General features: G+C 63.7%; 14 protein-coding genes and 1 tRNA gene. 12 read left to right on the forward strand and 3 right to left on the reverse strand.

The annotated features are described in order from the left end of the window. Positions 1–214 precede the first annotated feature (214 nt). From VI26_RS10230 to thrC, 4 genes are all read left to right on the forward strand, one after another. Complete coding sequence (locus tag VI26_RS10230) at positions 215–1,447, forward strand: pyridoxal phosphate-dependent aminotransferase (protein ID WP_048409681.1); 1,233 nt, start codon at positions 215–217, stop codon at positions 1,445–1,447. Positions 1,448–1,685: 238 nt separating this feature from the next. Further along, entirely contained in the window at positions 1,686–2,996 is a 1,311-nt protein-coding gene (locus VI26_RS10235) for a homoserine dehydrogenase (protein ID WP_048409614.1), read from the forward strand. After that, positions 2,989–3,321: a hypothetical protein gene (locus VI26_RS10240; RefSeq protein WP_048409615.1), complete on the forward strand. Its 333-nt coding sequence runs from the start codon at positions 2,989–2,991 to the stop codon at positions 3,319–3,321. The genes VI26_RS10235 and VI26_RS10240 overlap by 8 nt, the downstream gene beginning before the upstream one ends. Next, positions 3,321–4,733 (forward strand): threonine synthase, encoded by a 1,413-nt coding sequence (gene thrC, locus VI26_RS10245; RefSeq protein WP_048409616.1) that lies wholly within the window; start codon positions 3,321–3,323, stop codon positions 4,731–4,733. Before VI26_RS10240 ends, thrC begins: the two co-directional genes overlap by 1 nt. 60 nt (positions 4,734–4,793) lie before the next feature. Here thrC and VI26_RS10250 read toward each other — a convergent pair whose 3' ends face one another. After that, on the reverse strand, positions 4,794–6,827 hold the full coding sequence (locus tag VI26_RS10250) for an autotransporter outer membrane beta-barrel domain-containing protein (RefSeq protein WP_048409617.1): 2,034 nt from the start codon (positions 6,825–6,827) through the stop codon (positions 4,794–4,796). Positions 6,828–6,976: 149 nt separating this feature from the next. On the opposite strand from VI26_RS10250, the gene flgA reads away from it, so the two are divergent. The 6 genes from flgA to VI26_RS10280 all read left to right on the forward strand — a co-directional run bounded on the left by flgA (position 6,977) and on the right by VI26_RS10280 (position 11,466). Next, a complete protein-coding gene (flgA, locus tag VI26_RS10255; protein WP_048409618.1) occupies positions 6,977–7,654 on the forward strand; it encodes a flagellar basal body P-ring formation chaperone FlgA in 678 nt (225 codons plus the stop codon). A 126-nt stretch (positions 7,655–7,780) separates the two neighbouring features. Further along, the gene (gene flgM / locus VI26_RS10260) at positions 7,781–8,077 is read left to right on the forward strand and encodes a flagellar biosynthesis anti-sigma factor FlgM (protein ID WP_048409619.1); all 297 of its coding nucleotides are present in this window, start codon (positions 7,781–7,783) and stop codon (positions 8,075–8,077) included. 23 nt (positions 8,078–8,100) lie between these two features. After that, complete coding sequence (locus VI26_RS10265) at positions 8,101–8,565, forward strand: flagella synthesis protein FlgN (protein ID WP_048409620.1); 465 nt, start codon at positions 8,101–8,103, stop codon at positions 8,563–8,565. A 185-nt stretch (positions 8,566–8,750) separates the two neighbouring features. Beyond that, positions 8,751–9,671 carry a CobD/CbiB family protein gene (locus tag VI26_RS10270; protein ID WP_048409621.1) on the forward strand — a complete coding sequence of 307 codons (921 nt, stop codon included), beginning with the start codon at positions 8,751–8,753 and terminating at the stop codon, positions 9,669–9,671. A gap of 109 nt (positions 9,672–9,780) precedes the next feature. Then, positions 9,781–11,118, forward strand: a complete 1,338-nt coding sequence (locus VI26_RS10275) for a DEAD/DEAH box helicase (protein ID WP_231463256.1) — start codon at positions 9,781–9,783, stop codon at positions 11,116–11,118. Between the two features lie 108 nt (positions 11,119–11,226). Continuing rightward, positions 11,227–11,466, forward strand: a complete 240-nt coding sequence (locus tag VI26_RS10280; protein WP_048409623.1) for a hypothetical protein — start codon at positions 11,227–11,229, stop codon at positions 11,464–11,466. Between the two features lie 3 nt (positions 11,467–11,469). On the opposite strand, the gene VI26_RS10285 is transcribed toward VI26_RS10280, so the two are convergent. Next, positions 11,470–11,564 (reverse strand) — tRNA-Sec (locus VI26_RS10285). A 587-nt stretch (positions 11,565–12,151) separates the two neighbouring features. On the opposite strand from VI26_RS10285, the gene VI26_RS10290 reads away from it, so the two are divergent. Together VI26_RS10290 and VI26_RS10295 are read left to right on the forward strand one after the other, a co-directional pair. Next, complete coding sequence (locus tag VI26_RS10290; protein WP_156183830.1) at positions 12,152–12,652, forward strand: oxidoreductase; 501 nt, start codon at positions 12,152–12,154, stop codon at positions 12,650–12,652. A gap of 33 nt (positions 12,653–12,685) precedes the next feature. Then, entirely contained in the window at positions 12,686–14,413 is a 1,728-nt protein-coding gene (locus VI26_RS10295) for a HAMP domain-containing sensor histidine kinase (protein WP_082150997.1), read from the forward strand. 12 nt (positions 14,414–14,425) lie between these two features. Here the strand turns inward: VI26_RS10295 and selB are convergent, their stop codons facing one another. Then, entirely contained in the window at positions 14,426–16,309 is a 1,884-nt protein-coding gene (gene selB, locus VI26_RS10300; protein ID WP_048409625.1) for a selenocysteine-specific translation elongation factor, read from the reverse strand. Positions 16,310–16,407: the final 98 nt, after the last annotated feature.

Below are 16,407 nucleotides of genomic sequence, written 5' to 3' on the forward strand. Positions count from 1 at the left end.
CGGTGCCCTGGGCGCTTGGTCCTATTTAGTGCAGTGCATCAGAGATTGGGATAGGATTATAACTCCACCCCGCCGCTGAACGCCGCTGCAAACTGGCCGCGGCCAGCCGCCCGAGCGGGGCATCCAAAGAGATCACATGAAAGAACACAAACCGCGTCGCCAGGGCAAGACCGCCGCCTCCGGCGGCCGGCCAGCCACGGAAACCATTGTCGCCATGCAGCCAGTCCATAAATCGCAAAAACTCGCCAACGTCTGTTACGACATCCGCGGTCCGGTGCTAGAGCACGCCAAGAAGATGGAAGACGACGGTCACCGCATCATCAAGCTGAACATCGGCAACCCGGCGCCGTTCGGCTTCTTCGCACCGGACGAAATCATCGAGGACGTGATCGTCAACCTGCCGTCGGCTTCCGGCTACTCCGATTCCAAGGGCTTGTTCGCCGCGCGCAAGGCGATCATGCACTATGCGCAGCAGAAACAATTGCCCAATGTCGGCATGGACGACATCATCATCGGCAACGGCGTGTCGGAATTGATCGTGATGGCGATGCAGGCGCTGCTGGACAATGGCGACGAAGTGCTGGTGCCGGCGCCGGACTACCCGCTGTGGACGGCCGGCGTCAGCCTGGCTGGCGGCAAGGCGGTGCATTATCTGTGCGATGAAGAGCAGGGCTGGTTCCCCAGCATCGACGATATCCGCGCCAAGATCACGCCGGCCACCCGCGCCATCGTGGTGATCAACCCCAACAACCCCACTGGCGCGGTCTATCCGCCGGCGCTGCTCAAGCAGATCGTGGAAGTGGCGCGCCAGCATCAGCTGATCATCTACGCCGACGAAATCTACGACAAAGTGCTGTACGACGAGGTCAAGCACACCTCCATCGCCTCCCTGGCGGCGGATCTGTTCGTGGTCACCTTCAACGGCCTGTCCAAGAACTACCGCGCTTGCGGCTACCGCGCCGGCTGGATGATTCTGTCCGGCGAGAAAAAGCACGCCAAGGACTATATCGAAGGCCTGAACATGCTGGCCTCGATGCGTTTGTGCGCCAATGTGCCGGCGCAGTTCGCGATCCAGACCGCCCTGGGCGGCTACCAGAGCATAGACGACCTGGTGGCGTCGGGCGGCCGCCTCGCGCGTCAGCGCGACCTGGCGCACAAGCTGCTGACTGACATTCCCGGCGTCAGCTGCGTCAAGCCGCAGGGTGCGCTCTATCTGTTCCCGCGGCTGGACCCCAAGGTCTATCCGATAGGCGACGATCAGCAATTCATTCTGGAGTTGCTGCAGGAAGAGAAAGTGCTGCTGGTGCAGGGCACAGGGTTTAACTGGATTGCGCCGGATCACTTCCGCGTGGTATTCCTTCCCAACTCCGACGACTTGGTGGAAGCGATTGGCCGCATCGCGCGCTTCCTGGAAAGCTACCGCAAGCGTCACGGCGCCGAAGCCTGAAGCGGCGCCCGATTGAAGCGGCAAGCGGGGGCGGCGGCCCCCGTCTTGCCATCAGGCCTTCTTTGCCAGCGGATGCGGTCCGTTGGCAAAGAAGACTTGGGACACACGCCCGCTGCGCCAGCAGCGGCCAGGCGGAGCGGCTTTTGATCAGGGCCGGCCGCCGACGCGAGCCGCGCGCACCATCCTTGCGCATGGCCGCCGCGGGCGGGGACAGAATACTAGAGACAGGGAGCAGCGAATGAAACCGATCAATATCGGCCTATTGGGCGTGGGGACTGTGGGTGGCGGCACCGCCACCGTTCTCAAACGCAACGCCGAGGAAATCAGCCGCCGCGCCGGCCGCCAGATCCGCCTATTGCAGGCGGCCAACCGCAATCAGGCGCGCGCGCAATCGCTGCTGGGTCCGGACGTGGACGTGGTGGCCGACGCGATGCAGGTGGTGAACAACCCCGATGTCGACATCGTGGTGGAACTGATAGGCGGCGACACCGTGGCCAAGGAGCTGGTGCTCCAGGCCATCGCCAACGGCAAGCACGTGGTCACCGCCAACAAGAAGCTGCTGGCGCTGCATGGCACCGAGATCTTCGCCCGCGCGCAGGAGCAGGGCGTGATGGTGGCGTTCGAGGCCGCGGTGGCCGGTGGCATCCCCATCATCAAGGCGCTGCGCGAAGGCTTGTCCGCCAACCGTATCGAATGGATTGCCGGCATCATCAATGGCACCTCCAACTTCATCCTGACCGAGATGCGCGAGAAGGGTGCGAGCTTCGCCGAAGTGCTGGCCGAGGCGCAGCAGCTGGGTTACGCCGAAGCCGATCCCACTTTCGACATCGAAGGCCATGATGCCGGCCATAAGCTCACCATCATGGCGGCGCTGGCCTTCGGCATCCCGATGCAGTTCGACCGCTGTTACCTGGAAGGTATCAGCAAGCTGGAAGGACGCGATATCAAGTACGCCGAAGAGTTGGGCTACCGCGTCAAGCTGCTGGGTCTGACCCGGCGCACCGCCGCCGGCATCGAATTGCGCGTGCATCCGACGCTGATCCCGGCGCGCCAACTGATCGCCAACGTCAATGGCGTGATGAACGCGGTGCTGGCCAAGGGCGACGCGGTGGGGCCGACCTTGTACTACGGCGCTGGCGCCGGCGCGCTGCCCACCGCCTCCGCGGTGGTGGCCGACATCGTCGATGTGACCCGCTTGCTGACGGCGGATCCGGAGCATCGCGTGCCACACCTGGCCTTCCAGCCGGACCAATTGCAGAATCTGCCCATCCTGCCGATTTCCGACGTGGTCAGTTCCTACTACCTGCGCATCGGCGCCGCCGACCGCGCCGGCGTGCTGGCCAATATCACCCGCTTGCTGGCGGAGAATGGCATCTCGATCGAGGCGGTGATCCAGAAAGGCTCGGTGTCCGATGGCACCGCCGAGGTGGTGATCCTGACCCATCGCGTGCAGGAGCAGGCGATAGACCGCGCCATCTCCGGCATTGAGGCGCTGGAAAGCATTACCGGCAAGGTGGTGCGCTTGCGCATGGAAGAACTGAATGATTAAACGCTGGCTGACCGGCCTCGGCGCCGGTCTGATCCTGGCCAGCGCCGGGGCGACGCCCTTGTCCTCCGGCCAGCACAGCCTGCTGCAGGGCTTTCTGATGCGCGGCTGCGTCAAGCGCACGCCGGCCTCGGACGGCGTCGGTCAGCATTCGTCGGAACAAGTGCAGAAATACTGCCAATGTGCGAGCCAGCATCTGGCCGGCCGCTTCTCCTCGGAAGAGGTGATGGGCGTGCTGACCGGCCAGATCAAGAAAGACGACCCGCGCGGCAAACAGCGGATGAAGGACGCGTCCGCCGCCTGCGCCCAATATCTGGAAACTCCCTGATGCGTTATATCAGCACCCGCGGCGGCATGGCCCCGCAATCGTTCAGCGACATTCTGCTGATGGGCCTGGCGCCCGATGGCGGCCTGGTGCTGCCGGAAAGCTATCCGCAGATCGGCCGCGAGCAGCTGGATGCCTGGCGCGGCCTGTCCTACGCCGAACTGGCTTTTGAAATCATTCGCCTGTTCGCCACCGACATTCCGGCAGATGATCTCAAGTCCATCATTGAGCGCAGCTATACCCGCGCGGTGTTCGGCAGCGAGGAAATCACCCCGCTGAAGCGGCTGCATGATGGCCTTGCCATTCTGGAACTGTCCAACGGCCCGACGCTGGCTTTCAAGGACATGGCGATGCAGCTGTTGGGCAATCTGTTCGAGTATGTGCTGGCCAGGAAGGGCGAGCGCCTGAACATCCTGGGCGCCACCTCGGGCGACACCGGCAGCGCCGCCGAGTACGCGATGCGCGGCAAGGCCGGCATCCAGGTATTCATGTTGAGCCCGGATGGGCTGATGAGCCCGTTCCAGCGCGCGCAGATGTACAGTCTGCAGGACGCCAACATCCACAATATCGCGATCCAGGGCATGTTCGATGACTGCCAGGACATCGTGAAGGCGGTGCAGAACGACCACGCTTTCAAGGCGCGCCACAAGATAGGCACGGTCAACTCCATCAACTGGGCGCGTGTGGTGGCCCAGGTGGTGTACTACTTCAAGGGCTATTTCAACGCCACGGCGAGCAATGAGGAGAAGGTCAGCTTCTGCGTGCCGTCGGGTAATTTCGGCAATATCTGCGCCGGCCATATTGCGCGCCAGATGGGTTTGCCGATAGAGCGCCTGCTGGTGGCCACCAACGAGAACGACGTGCTGGACGAGTTCTTCCGTACCGGCGCTTACCGCCCGCGCGGCACCGCCAACACCTATGTCACCTCCAGCCCGTCAATGGACATCTCCAAGGCGTCCAACTTCGAGCGTTTCGTGTTTGATCTGCTGGGGCGCGACGCCGAGGCGTTGAAGGGCTTGTGGCGGCAAGTGGATGCTGGTCAGGGCTTTGAATTGTCCGCCGCGCAGCAGGCCGCCGCCGCCGAGGCGTTCGGTTTCGTCTCCGGCAAGAGCAGCCATGCCGACCGTCTGGCGACGATACGTCAGGTGGCGGACGAAGACGGCGTGGTGGTGGACACCCATACCGCCGACGGCATCAAGGTGGCGCGCGAGCTGCGCCGGCCGGGCGAAACCGTGGTCTGCCTGGAAACCGCCTTGCCGGCCAAGTTCGCCGACACCATCCGCGAAGCGTTGGACCGCGATCCGCCGCGACCGGAGGGCTTTGAAGGTCTGGAAGAGCTGCCGCAAAAAGTGGTGGTGTTCCCGGCGGATGCGGTCAAGGTCAAGGCCTATATCGAGCAGACGCTGGCATCTTGACGCAGCTTGGCGTCAGGGAAAACGGCCCCGCAAGGGGCCGTTTTTTTATGCCGTGAGCGCTTAAAACGACAGCGCCACGCCGATATTGCCGGCGGTCTGGCTGCTGCCGCTGCGTCCGCTGATGGCGCTGAGCTGGCCAAACATCGACACGCTCTTGTTCAACTGAGCGCTGAGGCCGGCGGTCCATTCCAGCCAATCCGCCTTGGGCTTGCCCAGGTTCACGCTGTAGTCGCCCAGGGTATTGGCCACGCCGGCGGTGACCACGCGGTCGTCGCGCTTGAACTCGTGCGCGTAGCTGAGCTTGGCGTAGGGGCTGAAACGGCCGATGTCGGCCTCCAGCTGCCAGCCCACGCGAGCCACCAGCGAGGTGTTGTTTTGCGCGTTGAAGGCCATGCTGCTGCTATTGCCGCCTTGCTCGGTGAAACCGTTGACCTTGACGTGGGCGTAATCCAGGCCGGCGATAGGGCCGGTGCGGTAAGCGCCCAGCGGGAAGCTGTAGCCGCCGTTGATGCGCAGGCCGTATTGGCTTTGGCGCGCGCTGCCTTTCAGCGCGACTTGCACGCTCCCCAGCGTCACATTGCGGCTGGTGTCGATGTCGCCGGCGCCGATATGGGCGTCGCCGTCCACCCAGAACCGTTCCTGCTTGTAGCTGAACAGCGCGCTCATCAGCGTGCTGCGGTCGTCGACGCTGCCCGGCGTGGCGATGCCGTTGATGTCGGTCTTGCCGTTCTGGCGCGACATCGCCAGGCCCAGGCTCAGCGCCTGGCTGGCCTGAAAGTCCATGCCCACCGTGTATAGCCGGCCTTGCGGCTTGGCGGACAGCGCATCGTAGCCGACCTTGTCGTCATTGAAGGCGCCACTGACAAAGGCGCTGACGGTGCCGATCTCGCGTTTCTGCGCGCGGATGGCCTGGTAACGGCTGTCCAGCGTTCCACCCAGTTGGCGGGCGTTGTTCAAGGCGGATTCCGGCAGCGCGCCGGCGAAATAGGGCGCTTGCAGCAAGCCGTAGAGATAATCGCTGATCAGCCGGTAGGCGGCGGGCGTGGGGTGCAGCGCGTCGGTGAACATATAGTTCTGCCCCGGCACGTTTGCGGCCAGGCAGTACAGCGCGGATTGCGGGCAGGCCGAGCCGGAGGTGTTGCTGAAGCCGTAAGCGCGCGGATTGGCCAGAATCTCCGAGAACAGGCCGGCGATATCGGCCCTGACCACGCCATGTTGCAGATTGCCGGCGCTGAGCGCCATATCCACCAACTGATTGTAGCCGCTGGCGCCTTTTTGCAGATTGGGCTGTACCGCGGCATAGGCGGAGGTCAAGGTGCCGGCGCTCAAGCCGGCGGCGGTTTCCGCCTGGCTCAGCGCCTGATTGATCAAGGTCGGGGAATTGCTGGTCTGGCCGGTGCTTAGCACATACCATGCGGCCCCCCAGGCGGTGGCCACTTTGCCGGCATTAGCCGCTCCGGGCAAGGCGTTCTGGATGGCGCCGAGCACCGCCAGCGGCGCCGCCGAGATATCCGGCAGATTCGGCAGGATGATGGTGTTGGCGCCCGCAGCCTTCAGACTGGCCACCGCTTGCGCGGTATAGCTTGCGGAGGAGCCCAGATACGCCGTCGGGTTGCTCTGGCCGGCGGCGGCGATGACGTCGTTGCCGCCTATCCATACCGCGTAAACGGCGTTGGGATCTGCCTTTTGGCCTTTCTGGCCAAGATAGGCGCTGATTTGGCCCGGCAAGTCGGTGACCTGGATCGCGTCGGGTGCCGGCGTTTGGCTGGGGGTGTCGGGATTGGTGTTGGGCGGGCTCGCCGGCTGCGCGCGCGCGTCGCCCTGGGCGAAGTTGTTGCCGGAGGTGTTGGCGATATGGTTGTTGAGAGCGTTATTGGGCGTCACGCTCAGACCATAGCGCTGGCCCAGCGCCTCGGCCCAGCCGGTGCCGTATGCCAGGGTCCAGCGGGCGTTGGCCGGCAGGCCGCCCAGGCCGCCGAAGGCGCCGGTGTCGGTCAGGCTGTCGCCGAAGAAATAGAAATTGCTATAGGCGTTGGCGGCGGCCGGCATCGCCAGCAGAGTGGCCAGCGCCAGCGTGTTCAGACGTTTTTTCATTGGAATGTCCCCTTCCGGTTTTATGTGCTGAATTATTTATTTAGGTTTAAGAGTCTAAGCTCTATTCGAACGATTATTTGAATCTGGCGCGCAGATGTCAATGACGGAGGCGGCTGCGGCCTGGCCACGGCTTGCGCTAGAATGGGGGAATGCAACGTTTATTTCTCTGGATGATCTGCTGCGCTTGGGCTGTTTTGGCGTGCGCGGCGGGTACGCAGGACCTGGGGCGGCTGGAAGCGCTGGCGGGTGATTTCCTCAAGCACGAGCTGTCGATGCGCCCCGCCACCTGGACGCTGGGGCAGCTGGACCGCAAGCTGGCCGTGCCGGCCTGCGTCCAGCCCAAGGCCGACTGGGCGAATCCGGGCGTGACCACCGGCGCCACCTTCATCTCGGTTTCCTGCCCGGAGCAGGGCTGGGCCTTGAGGATTCCGGTGCGGATCAACGAAAAGAAAATGGGGGTGGCGCTAAGCCGCGCGGTGGCCGCCGGCGAGGTGCTGAGCGCCGAGGACGTACGGCTGATCGATGTGGCCAACCCCAGCCTGGCGCGTAATGTGCTGGACGATTTGCAGCAGGCGATAGGCAAGACCATGCGCACTGGCGCGCCGGCCGGCGCCTGGCTGCGCAGCTTCATGGTGCGCGCGCCCTACCTTGTGCGCAGCAATCAGCGCGTGAAAGTGGTGGCCTCGGGCGAGGGCTTCGCCGCGGCGGCGGATGGTTTGGCGATTGGCAATGCCGCCGAGGGCGAGCAGGTGTCGGTGCGCATGACTTCCGGCCGGGTGATTCGCGGCCAAGTGCTGGCCGACGGCAGCGTCATGGTCATATTTTGAAGCCGAGCGGCGTTTTGTCGTTGCTTGGCGAGGCGCTTGACCGGATAATTCCGATAAAGTCTTCAAGATATTGTTTTTCCGTCCGATAATAAAGGTAACTCAGGTTCCCTTTGGGAAGGCTACGCCATGAAAGTAGATAACTCGGGCAAGCTGCCGGCCAGCTATAGCGCCCAGAACAAGACTGTGCAGCGGGACGCGGCGGCTAGCGCCAACCCTGCCAGCGCGGGGTCCGACAGCGTGACGATCAATCCCCTTGCCAGCCGCCTCAGCGCCGTTGAGAGCAAGGTGGGCAGCGATTCCGGCTTCGACGCCGGCAAAGTGGACGCGATCAAATCCGCCATCGCCGCTGGCACTTTCAGCGTCAATCCGGAAAAGATCGCCGATGGCTTGATCGCCTCCACCAAGGAATTGCTGGCGCGTTAGCGGCTAGGTAGTGAAAGTCAGGCATGAACGTTGTTGAAGAATTCACCCAACTGTGCCGGGCCGAGAGCGATCTCGTCGCCCGGCTGGTCGCATTGCTGGAGCAGGAACAGAAAATCCTGATCAAGGGCTTTGATGTTCAACTGGATGCCTTGGCAGAAAGCAAGAGCGGCGTGCTGGACCTGCTGGCGGCCAGCGCCGCGCAGCGCGGCGAGCTGATGCGGCAGATAGGCGTGCAGGACAGCGAGACCGTTTATATCTGGCTGGCGGACAAGCCGGAGGCGAGTCTGGCCTGGACCGGGCTGGAAGAGGCGATCCAGCGCGCGCAAAGCATCAACCAGCTCAACGGCAATTTCATCGACCAGCGTCTGTCGCTGGTGGAAGGCGCGCTGAGCACCCTGCGCGAGGCGGCGGCTTCCACCGTCGGTTACGACAAGGCCGGTCAGTTGCCGGAGCTAGCCACTGGGCGGCGCTTTCTGGGCTCCGCCTAGCGCTTGTCAAAGCTCGCCGTCAGCACCGTCATCACAGAGCGCCCGCGTGGCGCTCTTGTCGTTTCCGCGTGGCTGGCTTGCCGGCCACTCGCGGTTTTTAGAGTCTATTCTCAAGGAGAAGTGGGAATGGCAGGGTCTTTATGGTATCTTCCACTCCGGGCCTGAGAAACCACTATCCAGAACCAATGACCCTGATTTCCTTGATTATCGCTCTGGCACTGGAGCAACTGCGGCCGCTGGGCAACCGCAACCGCGTCTGGCTGCTGTTCACCCGCTACGCCAATCATTTGGAACGCAATCTGAATGCCGGCTCCAATCGACACGGCGTGTTGGCGTGGTCCTTGGCCATCGTGCCGGCGGTGCTGCTCAGTTTGCTGATCTACTATGCGCTGCATGCTTTGAGTCCCATTCTGGCGATGTTGTGGAATGTCCTGGTCCTGTACCTGACCATGGGTTTCCGCCACTTTTCCAGCGCGTTCTCCGAGATATCCCTGGCCTTGGCCGAGGGTCGCGACCTGGATGCCCGCGTGGCGCTGGCGGACTGGACCGGGCAGGGTACGGCGGAATTGTCGGTCGAGGAAATCTCGCGGCTGGCGATCGAGCAAGGGGTGGTGGACAGCTACCGCCATGTGTTCGGCACCATGTTCTGGTTCGTGCTGCTGCCGGGACCGGCTGGGGCCCTGTTGTATCGCCTTTGTTCTATGCTGAATCAGAAATGGGGCAACCGCGACGTCAATGAAGACCCGTTCGGCCGTTTCTCGGCCAGCGCCGCCGCTTGGCTGGACTGGATTCCGGTGCGTTTGACCGCCGCCAGCTTCGCCATCATGGGCGACTTCGAGGACGCGGTGTATTGCTGGCGCTCCCAGGCCAAGACCTGGGGCAACTACGCCAATGGCATTCTGCTGGCTTCGGCCGCGGGCGCGATAGGCGTGAAATTGGGCGATCCGCTCAGACAGGATTACTCGCTACGCTTCCGGCCCGAACTGGGCTTGGGCGATGAGGCCGACCCCAACTACCTGAAAAGCGCGGTTGGTCTGGTTTGGCGCTCCGCCCTGCTATGGCTGGCCGTAATTCTGCTGCTCAGCGTCGCAAGCCTCATGGGCTGACGACCCAACGCCGCCGTTAGGGCGGCGTTGCCTTGTCGGTTCGTGTCATTTGAATACGAGGGCGTGTTGGCGCATGCGCGCAACAGGCCCCGCGAGTTTTGCAGGAGTGTTGTCCATGCTGTTTTCCGAACTCGGGCTGTCGCCCGAGATTCTGCGCGCCATCGAAGAGCAGGGCTATTCCCAGCCCACCCCTATTCAGGAAAAGGCGATTCCCCTGGTATTGTCCAACCGCGATTTGCTTGCCGCCGCCCAAACCGGTACCGGCAAGACCGCGGCCTTCATGCTGCCCATCCTCGAGCGTTTGAAGAAATACGCCAATACCAGCGTATCGCCGGCCATGCACCCGTTGCGCGCGCTGGTGCTATCGCCCACCCGCGAACTGGCTGATCAGATCGGCGTCAACGTCAAAACCTATACCAAGTATTTGCCGCTGCGAGCCACCACCGTGTTCGGCGGCGTCAATATGGACCCGCAGACGCAGGAACTGCGCCGCGGCGTCGAGATTTTGATCGCCACGCCGGGCCGCCTGCTCGACCACATTCAGCAGAAGACGATTCAGTTGAACAAGGTGGAAGTGCTGGTGCTGGATGAAGGCGACCGCATGCTGGACATGGGTTTCATCCAGGATATCCGCAAGATCATGGGCATGCTGCCCAAGGAACGCCAGACCCTGCTGTTCTCCGCGACCTTCGCGCCGGAGATCAAGCGTTTGGCTTCCGACTTCATGAAGTCGCCGCAAACCGTGGAAGTGGCGCGCCAGAACGCGACCAACGACCAGGTCGAGCAGATCGTCTACTCGGTGGACGCGTTCAAGAAGCGCAACTTGCTGAGCCATCTGATCAAGTCGCGCGATATGAGCCAGGTCATCGTGTTCTGCAAGACCAAGCTCAGCGCCGACCGCTTGGCGCGCGAATTGCAGCGCGATGGCCTGCAGGCCGAAGCCATTCATGGCGACAAGGCCCAAGGCGCGCGGCTGGAAACCCTTGCCGCGTTCAAGGAAGGCAAGCTGCGCGTGCTGGTGGCCACCGATGTCGCCGCGCGCGGCCTGGATGTGACGGAGCTGCCCTATGTGGTCAATTTCGAGCTGCCAAACGCGCCGGAAGATTATGTGCACCGTATTGGCCGCACCGGCCGCGCGGGTGCCAAGGGCGTGGCGATTTCGCTGATGTCGCCGGAAGAAACCCGCCAGCATGAGTCTATCGAGAAGCTGACCAAGCTGACGCTGACGCCGCAGATCGTCGACGGTTTCCGTCCGTCTTGGCTGGCGCCGCGTCCGCAAGAGCGTCCCGCGCCGCAAGCGAGCGCCGTCGCGAAGCCCGAGGCTTCGGCGCTGGCGGGCGCCGAGGGCGTGAAGAAGCCCTTGAATAGCCGCCGCAGCCGCAAGACCAAGCGCGAAGTTCCGGCATTGCTGCTGCCACCGCGCTACAAGGTGGAAATCATCCGCTGATTGCGGCAAGCCAAGAACGGTCCTGTTTCAGGGCCGTTTTTTTATCGCTTGCGGCGCTGCAGGCTGGATGTGTCCGGCAATGGAAAGCCTGTAGTGAAAGGAAACGCGATGCCAGTGAAATGGCTGCAGATGGCTGGGGCGAGCGGAGTGATGCTGGGCGTTGGCGCGGCGGCAACGGCGGGTTGCGGGCCGATGATCGCCAGCGAGCCCAGGGTGAAGGAAGCGCCGGTCGAGGTGTCGGTGATGCTGGCGGAAGCGCAACGTCTGCAGCGCTTGCGCGCGCTAGTAAGCCGCCACGCGATTCAGTGCAATTGCCCGCTGTGCCTGGGTGTCAAACCGACAGAGTAAGAGTGGCGGAAGAGAACAGGAGTCGAACCTGCCCGGGACCGCTGGCGGCCCCATCTGGTTTTGAAGACCAGCCGCCCCACCGGGGACGCGTCTCTTCCTCTGAGGAATCGCCGTCAAGCGGCGATAGGCGCAGGCGTCGGGATGACGCCAAGCCGCATTATATCGCGGAATCGCGATAAGCCAATTTTATGCCCCATCAATAAAATGCGTTTTACCGCAGTGCATCATGCCATTAGACTGGTGGAGTCGCCGACTGCGTCACCAAGAACGCGCGGCGCCGTTCTGTCTACCGAGAATAAAGGAAATCAGCATGAAGCACTTTCTGTCCCAGTTTATCCAACTTTGTCATGTCGCCGGCCGGCCTGGATTGCGCCGCGGCAAGTAGGACCCGAGCCGGCTGAATCCGGCGCCGGAATACACAGGGCGGCCTTGGGCCGCTTTTTTATTTGCGCCGTTCCGGCGCGGAGGTATCACAGCGGCCAACTGTCCCATCGGACTGGTAGACAGGGGGGCGCATGGTGTTTTGACTAGGGGCTTGATATATTGAACAGATATTTTAATGGCATTTTTGTTCTAGTTAGATTTATTCATTCAAGTTTCTGCAAATTGATACGTTGATGTCATTGCCGGCGCGGGGAACGCCCAGCTGCAATGACCGCGGGACGGGTGTGGCTGGGAGCGTGGCATGGGGAAGAGTTGGAAGACGGGATTGAGCGGCTTGGCGCTGGCGTGTTGCGTCGCGGTGCTTCATGCCGAACCGGGGCCGGTGATTTTGACGGTGTCGGGCAAGATCAGCCAGTTCACCGACAAGGAAAAGAATGTATACGAGTTCCGTGAACAGGATTTGCGGAGCCTGAAGCAGCACTCGGTGGTGACCCGTACCACCTGGACGCCGCAATCGGTGTTCAGCGGCCCACTGATGCGCGACATCCTGGCCAAGGTGGGCGCCAGCGGCCAGAAGGTCAAGCTGCGCGCGCTGAACGACTATGTGTACTGGATAGACAGCCGCGAGTTCTACGACTTCGACGTGGTGCTGGCGCGTTCGGTCAATCACAAGCCGCTGGATGTAGGCAATCGCGGCCCACTGTGGCTGATGTACCCGCTGGACCAGATGCCGGAGGACAAGAAAGGACCGGCGATGGACGCCAAGCTGGTCTGGCAGATCAACCGCCTGGTGGTGTTTTGATGCCGGCCGGCGCGGGATGGACGGGAGCGCGAGATGAGTAAATCGATGCTGTCCGCCTGGAAGGGACTTCCGGCGATCGCGCTGCTGGGCTTTCTGCTGCTGGCGGTGGGCGTCTACATGGCGATAGAACGCTATGTGCCGGCGCGCGGCTTTGAAGGCCGCAGCGAGGACTTGTATTGGTCGGTGGCGCAGATGCAGCTGGAGCTGGAAAAGGCGCGCGCCGATCTGCTGCGGCTGAAGGCGGGGGAGATTTCCGAAGCGCAGGCGCAGCTGCGGCTGGAGGTGGCCAATAGCCGCTTCCTCGATTTCACCACCCCGTCCAAGATGCAGCAGATGCTCAGCCGCGTCGACGGCTTCAAGGGCACCGCCAGCCTGCTGCAGGACTTCTTCGAAGACCAGAACATCCTGCATCCCAGCATCGCTTCCGCGCAGCAGAATATCGACCGCATCGACAGCATACGGCCGTCCCTCGCCGAGTTCGCGGTGCAGGCTCGAGTGACCGAAGTATCCTCGCGCGACGCGCGCAACAAGGACCTGCGCTACAACCAGCAATTGATCGCCTCGCTGTGGTTCGCGCTGGGCGGCATCTGCATGGTGATTTTCGTGCTGCTGTACCGCTACCAGGGCGCGCGCCGCGAGGCCGCCTCGCGCCAGCAATTGCTGGAGCAGGAGCGGGCCGCGCACAAGGCCACGGTGAACGCGGAGCTGGACCGCACCACCTTCCTGGCCACGCTGAGCCACGAGATCCGCTCGCCGCTGCAGACCATGCAGGTGTGCGTGGAGCTGATCGAGCCGGATATCGACCCCGCGGGCAAGGCCGGCAAGGCGGTGGGGCGGCTGAAAACCTGCATGGCCCACCTGATGACCCAGGTGCGCGACATCATGGACATTTCCGCGATCAAGAACATGCAGTTCCGGCTGCATATCAGCGATGTGGACGTGGCGGCGACGCTGAACGAGGTGATAGACCTGCATCGCGCGCAACTGGACGGCAAGGGCCTGGGCTTGCTGGTGCGGCTGGGTGAATTGCCGCCGGCGGTGAAGCTGGACAGCGGCCGCCTGCGGCAGATCGTCGGCAATTTGCTGACCAACGCCATCCGCTACACCGACAGCGGCACGGTGACGGTGGAGGCCGGCGTGGACGGCGCCGATGGCCGCAACATATTGGATATCCGGGTGATAGACACCGGCATCGGCGTGCCGGAAGAGTTTCAATCGCGGATCTTCCAGCCCTTCTTCCAAGGCCATGCGCGCCGGGTGGGCAGCAGCGGACTGGGGCTGGCGGTGGTCAAGGAACTGGTGTCGCTGCTGGGCGGCGAGCTGGAACTGAAGAGCGTGGTGGGCGTGGGCTCGGAGTTCATCGTCCGCTTGCCCATCGTGGTGCCGGACCAAGAGCCGGCGCCGGAGCGCTCGGTGCTGGTGGTGGACGACGACAAGAATATCCGCGAGCCGTTTTCCGATTGCCTGCAGATGAACGGCTACGCGGTGTCGACGGCGAGCTCGGTGGCCGAGGCCTGCCAGAAGATCCAGCAGTCCCGCTTCAATGTGGTGCTGCTGGACATGCAGCTGGGCAATGAGAGCGGTTACTCGGTGGCGGAGGCTCTGAAGCGCAGCGTGCGCCATCGCGGGGTGAAGATCATCGCGATGACGGCCTACCCGGAAGAGTATGCCGATCCCCGCGCCGACTGGTTCACCGCCAAGCTGGAGAAACCCTTTGATATCAGCCGGCTGCGCGCGGTGCTGGGCCGGGCGCTGGAATAGCGCGCCGGTGCTTCAATCGAATAGCTGCGCCTCGCGCAGCAGATGTTTGTCCCCCAGACGGCGGGTGAAACCGCTGCGGTCGAAATATTCCAATACCTGGATCGCCAATTTGCGGCCGCAAGCCAACTGATCGCGGAAATTGGCGGCGTCGGCGTAGCCGGCCTGCTGGTTCAAGTCGCGTACCACGGCGGCCATGCGCCGGATCGCGGCGCCGGAAAAATAGCGGTCCGGCACCACCGCGTGCACATGACCCAGCCGCGCGGCCTTGCGCAGCAAGGCGCGCGCTTCCTCTTCCTCCACGCCGCCCAGAGCGGCCAAGTCCCGCACCCAGCAAGCCTGCCCGTCGGTGCTGAAGGCGGGCTCCAGCCGCTGCCATAGCACCGCCTCTTGAGGAGTGAAGGCCAGCACATGTTCGGGCAGGTGCAGCCAGCCGCGGGTATTGAGCAACTTTCCCGATGCCAGCAGCTGATCGATCATCAGATTGACCGCGGCCTCGCTTTCCAGTGGCAGCGCCAGCCGGCGCATGCGGCCGCGGCTGGCGCCCAATTGATCCGGTTGCTGGAGATGCAGCGCTTGCAGTCGTTCCAGCAACTGCAATTGCAAGCGTGCCCAGTGTTCCGGCGCATAGGCGTGCTGGCCGGCGATTTGCAAGGGCGCGGCGTCCAATAGCCGCGTCAGTCCGGTTTCGCTCAGCTGGCGGTCCCAGGCCAGTTCCGGCAAGGACAGCGCTTGTCGTTGCAGGCGGAGGCGCAATTGGCCGGCATCATCGCCGCCGGCGGCGTCCAGTGCGCGCAGATAGGCCAGCCGCTCAGCGTGGCGCTTGCCGCGCGTCGGCGGCTGCCGCTCCAGCACCACGGCCCCGGCCAACGTGTGCTGCGCGCCGGCGTCGCGCAGAATCAGCCGGTCGCCGTCGGCCAGGTGCAGCGGACGGTCCAGCGCCAGTTCCGCCAGCCCGGCGTCGCCGGGATTGAGCTGCGCCTGCTCCAGCAGCACGATTCTGCCGGTGCAATGGCTGGCGGCATGGTGGATGTGCACCGGCTGCCAATGGCGCAGCAGCGCATGTGGCGCGGCGGTCAGACGCAGCCGCACGCTGACGCGGGCGGCGGGCGCCGGCGGCGCCGCGGCCAGCAGCCAGTCACCACGCTGGATGTCTTGTTTTTCCGCCTCGCCGCTCAGATTGAGCGCGATGCGCTGGCCGGCCTGGCCTTGGCGCGCCGGCTGGTTCTGCACATGCAGGCCGCGCACGCGCATCGGGACCTCCTTGCCGCTGAGCCATAGCGTATCGCCGACTTCGACGCGGCCGCCCCAGGCGGTGCCGGTCACCACCAGGCCGGCGCCGCCGATGATGAAGGCGCGGTCTATCGCCAGGCGGAAGCGCCGTTCCGCGCCGAGGTCGCCGCTGGGCAATTGCAGCAAATGCCGCCGCAAGGCATCGATGCCGGCTCCGCTGACGGCGGACACCGGGAATAGGATGGCCGGCGGCAGCCCGGGCGCGGCCAGCGTTTGCCGCGTTTGCGCGAGCACGCGCTCCAATTGCGCAGCGTCGGCCAGGTCGCTCTTGCTGATGGCCACGGTCAGGCTGTCCAGGCGCAGCAGTTGCAGGATGGCCAGGTGCTCCCGGGTCTGCGGCATCACGCCGTCGTCGGCGGCGACCACCAGCAGCGCGTGACGCACGCCGCCGACGCCGGCCAGCATATTGCCGAGGAAGCGCTCATGGCCGGGCACGTCGATGAAGCCCACCATGCCGCCATCCGGCGTTGGCAGATAGGCATAGCCCAGATCTATGGTCATGCCGCGCTTTTTCTCTTCCGGCAGGCGGTCGGCATCGGTGCCGGTCAGGGCATGCAGCAGCGAAGTCTTGCCGTGGTCGACGTGTCCGGCGGTGGCGATGATCATGGCGGGAGAAATGGCGCGGGGAAAAGGCCAAGTATCGCCAGAAACGGCGGGTTTGGCCACTTTGGAAGTTTATTGCCGGCTTGCGGTCCGCGCCCGCC

It is taken from the genome of Chromobacterium sp. LK1, from assembly GCF_001043555.1.
Classification (GTDB): Bacteria; Pseudomonadota; Gammaproteobacteria; order Burkholderiales; family Chromobacteriaceae; genus Chromobacterium; species Chromobacterium aquaticum.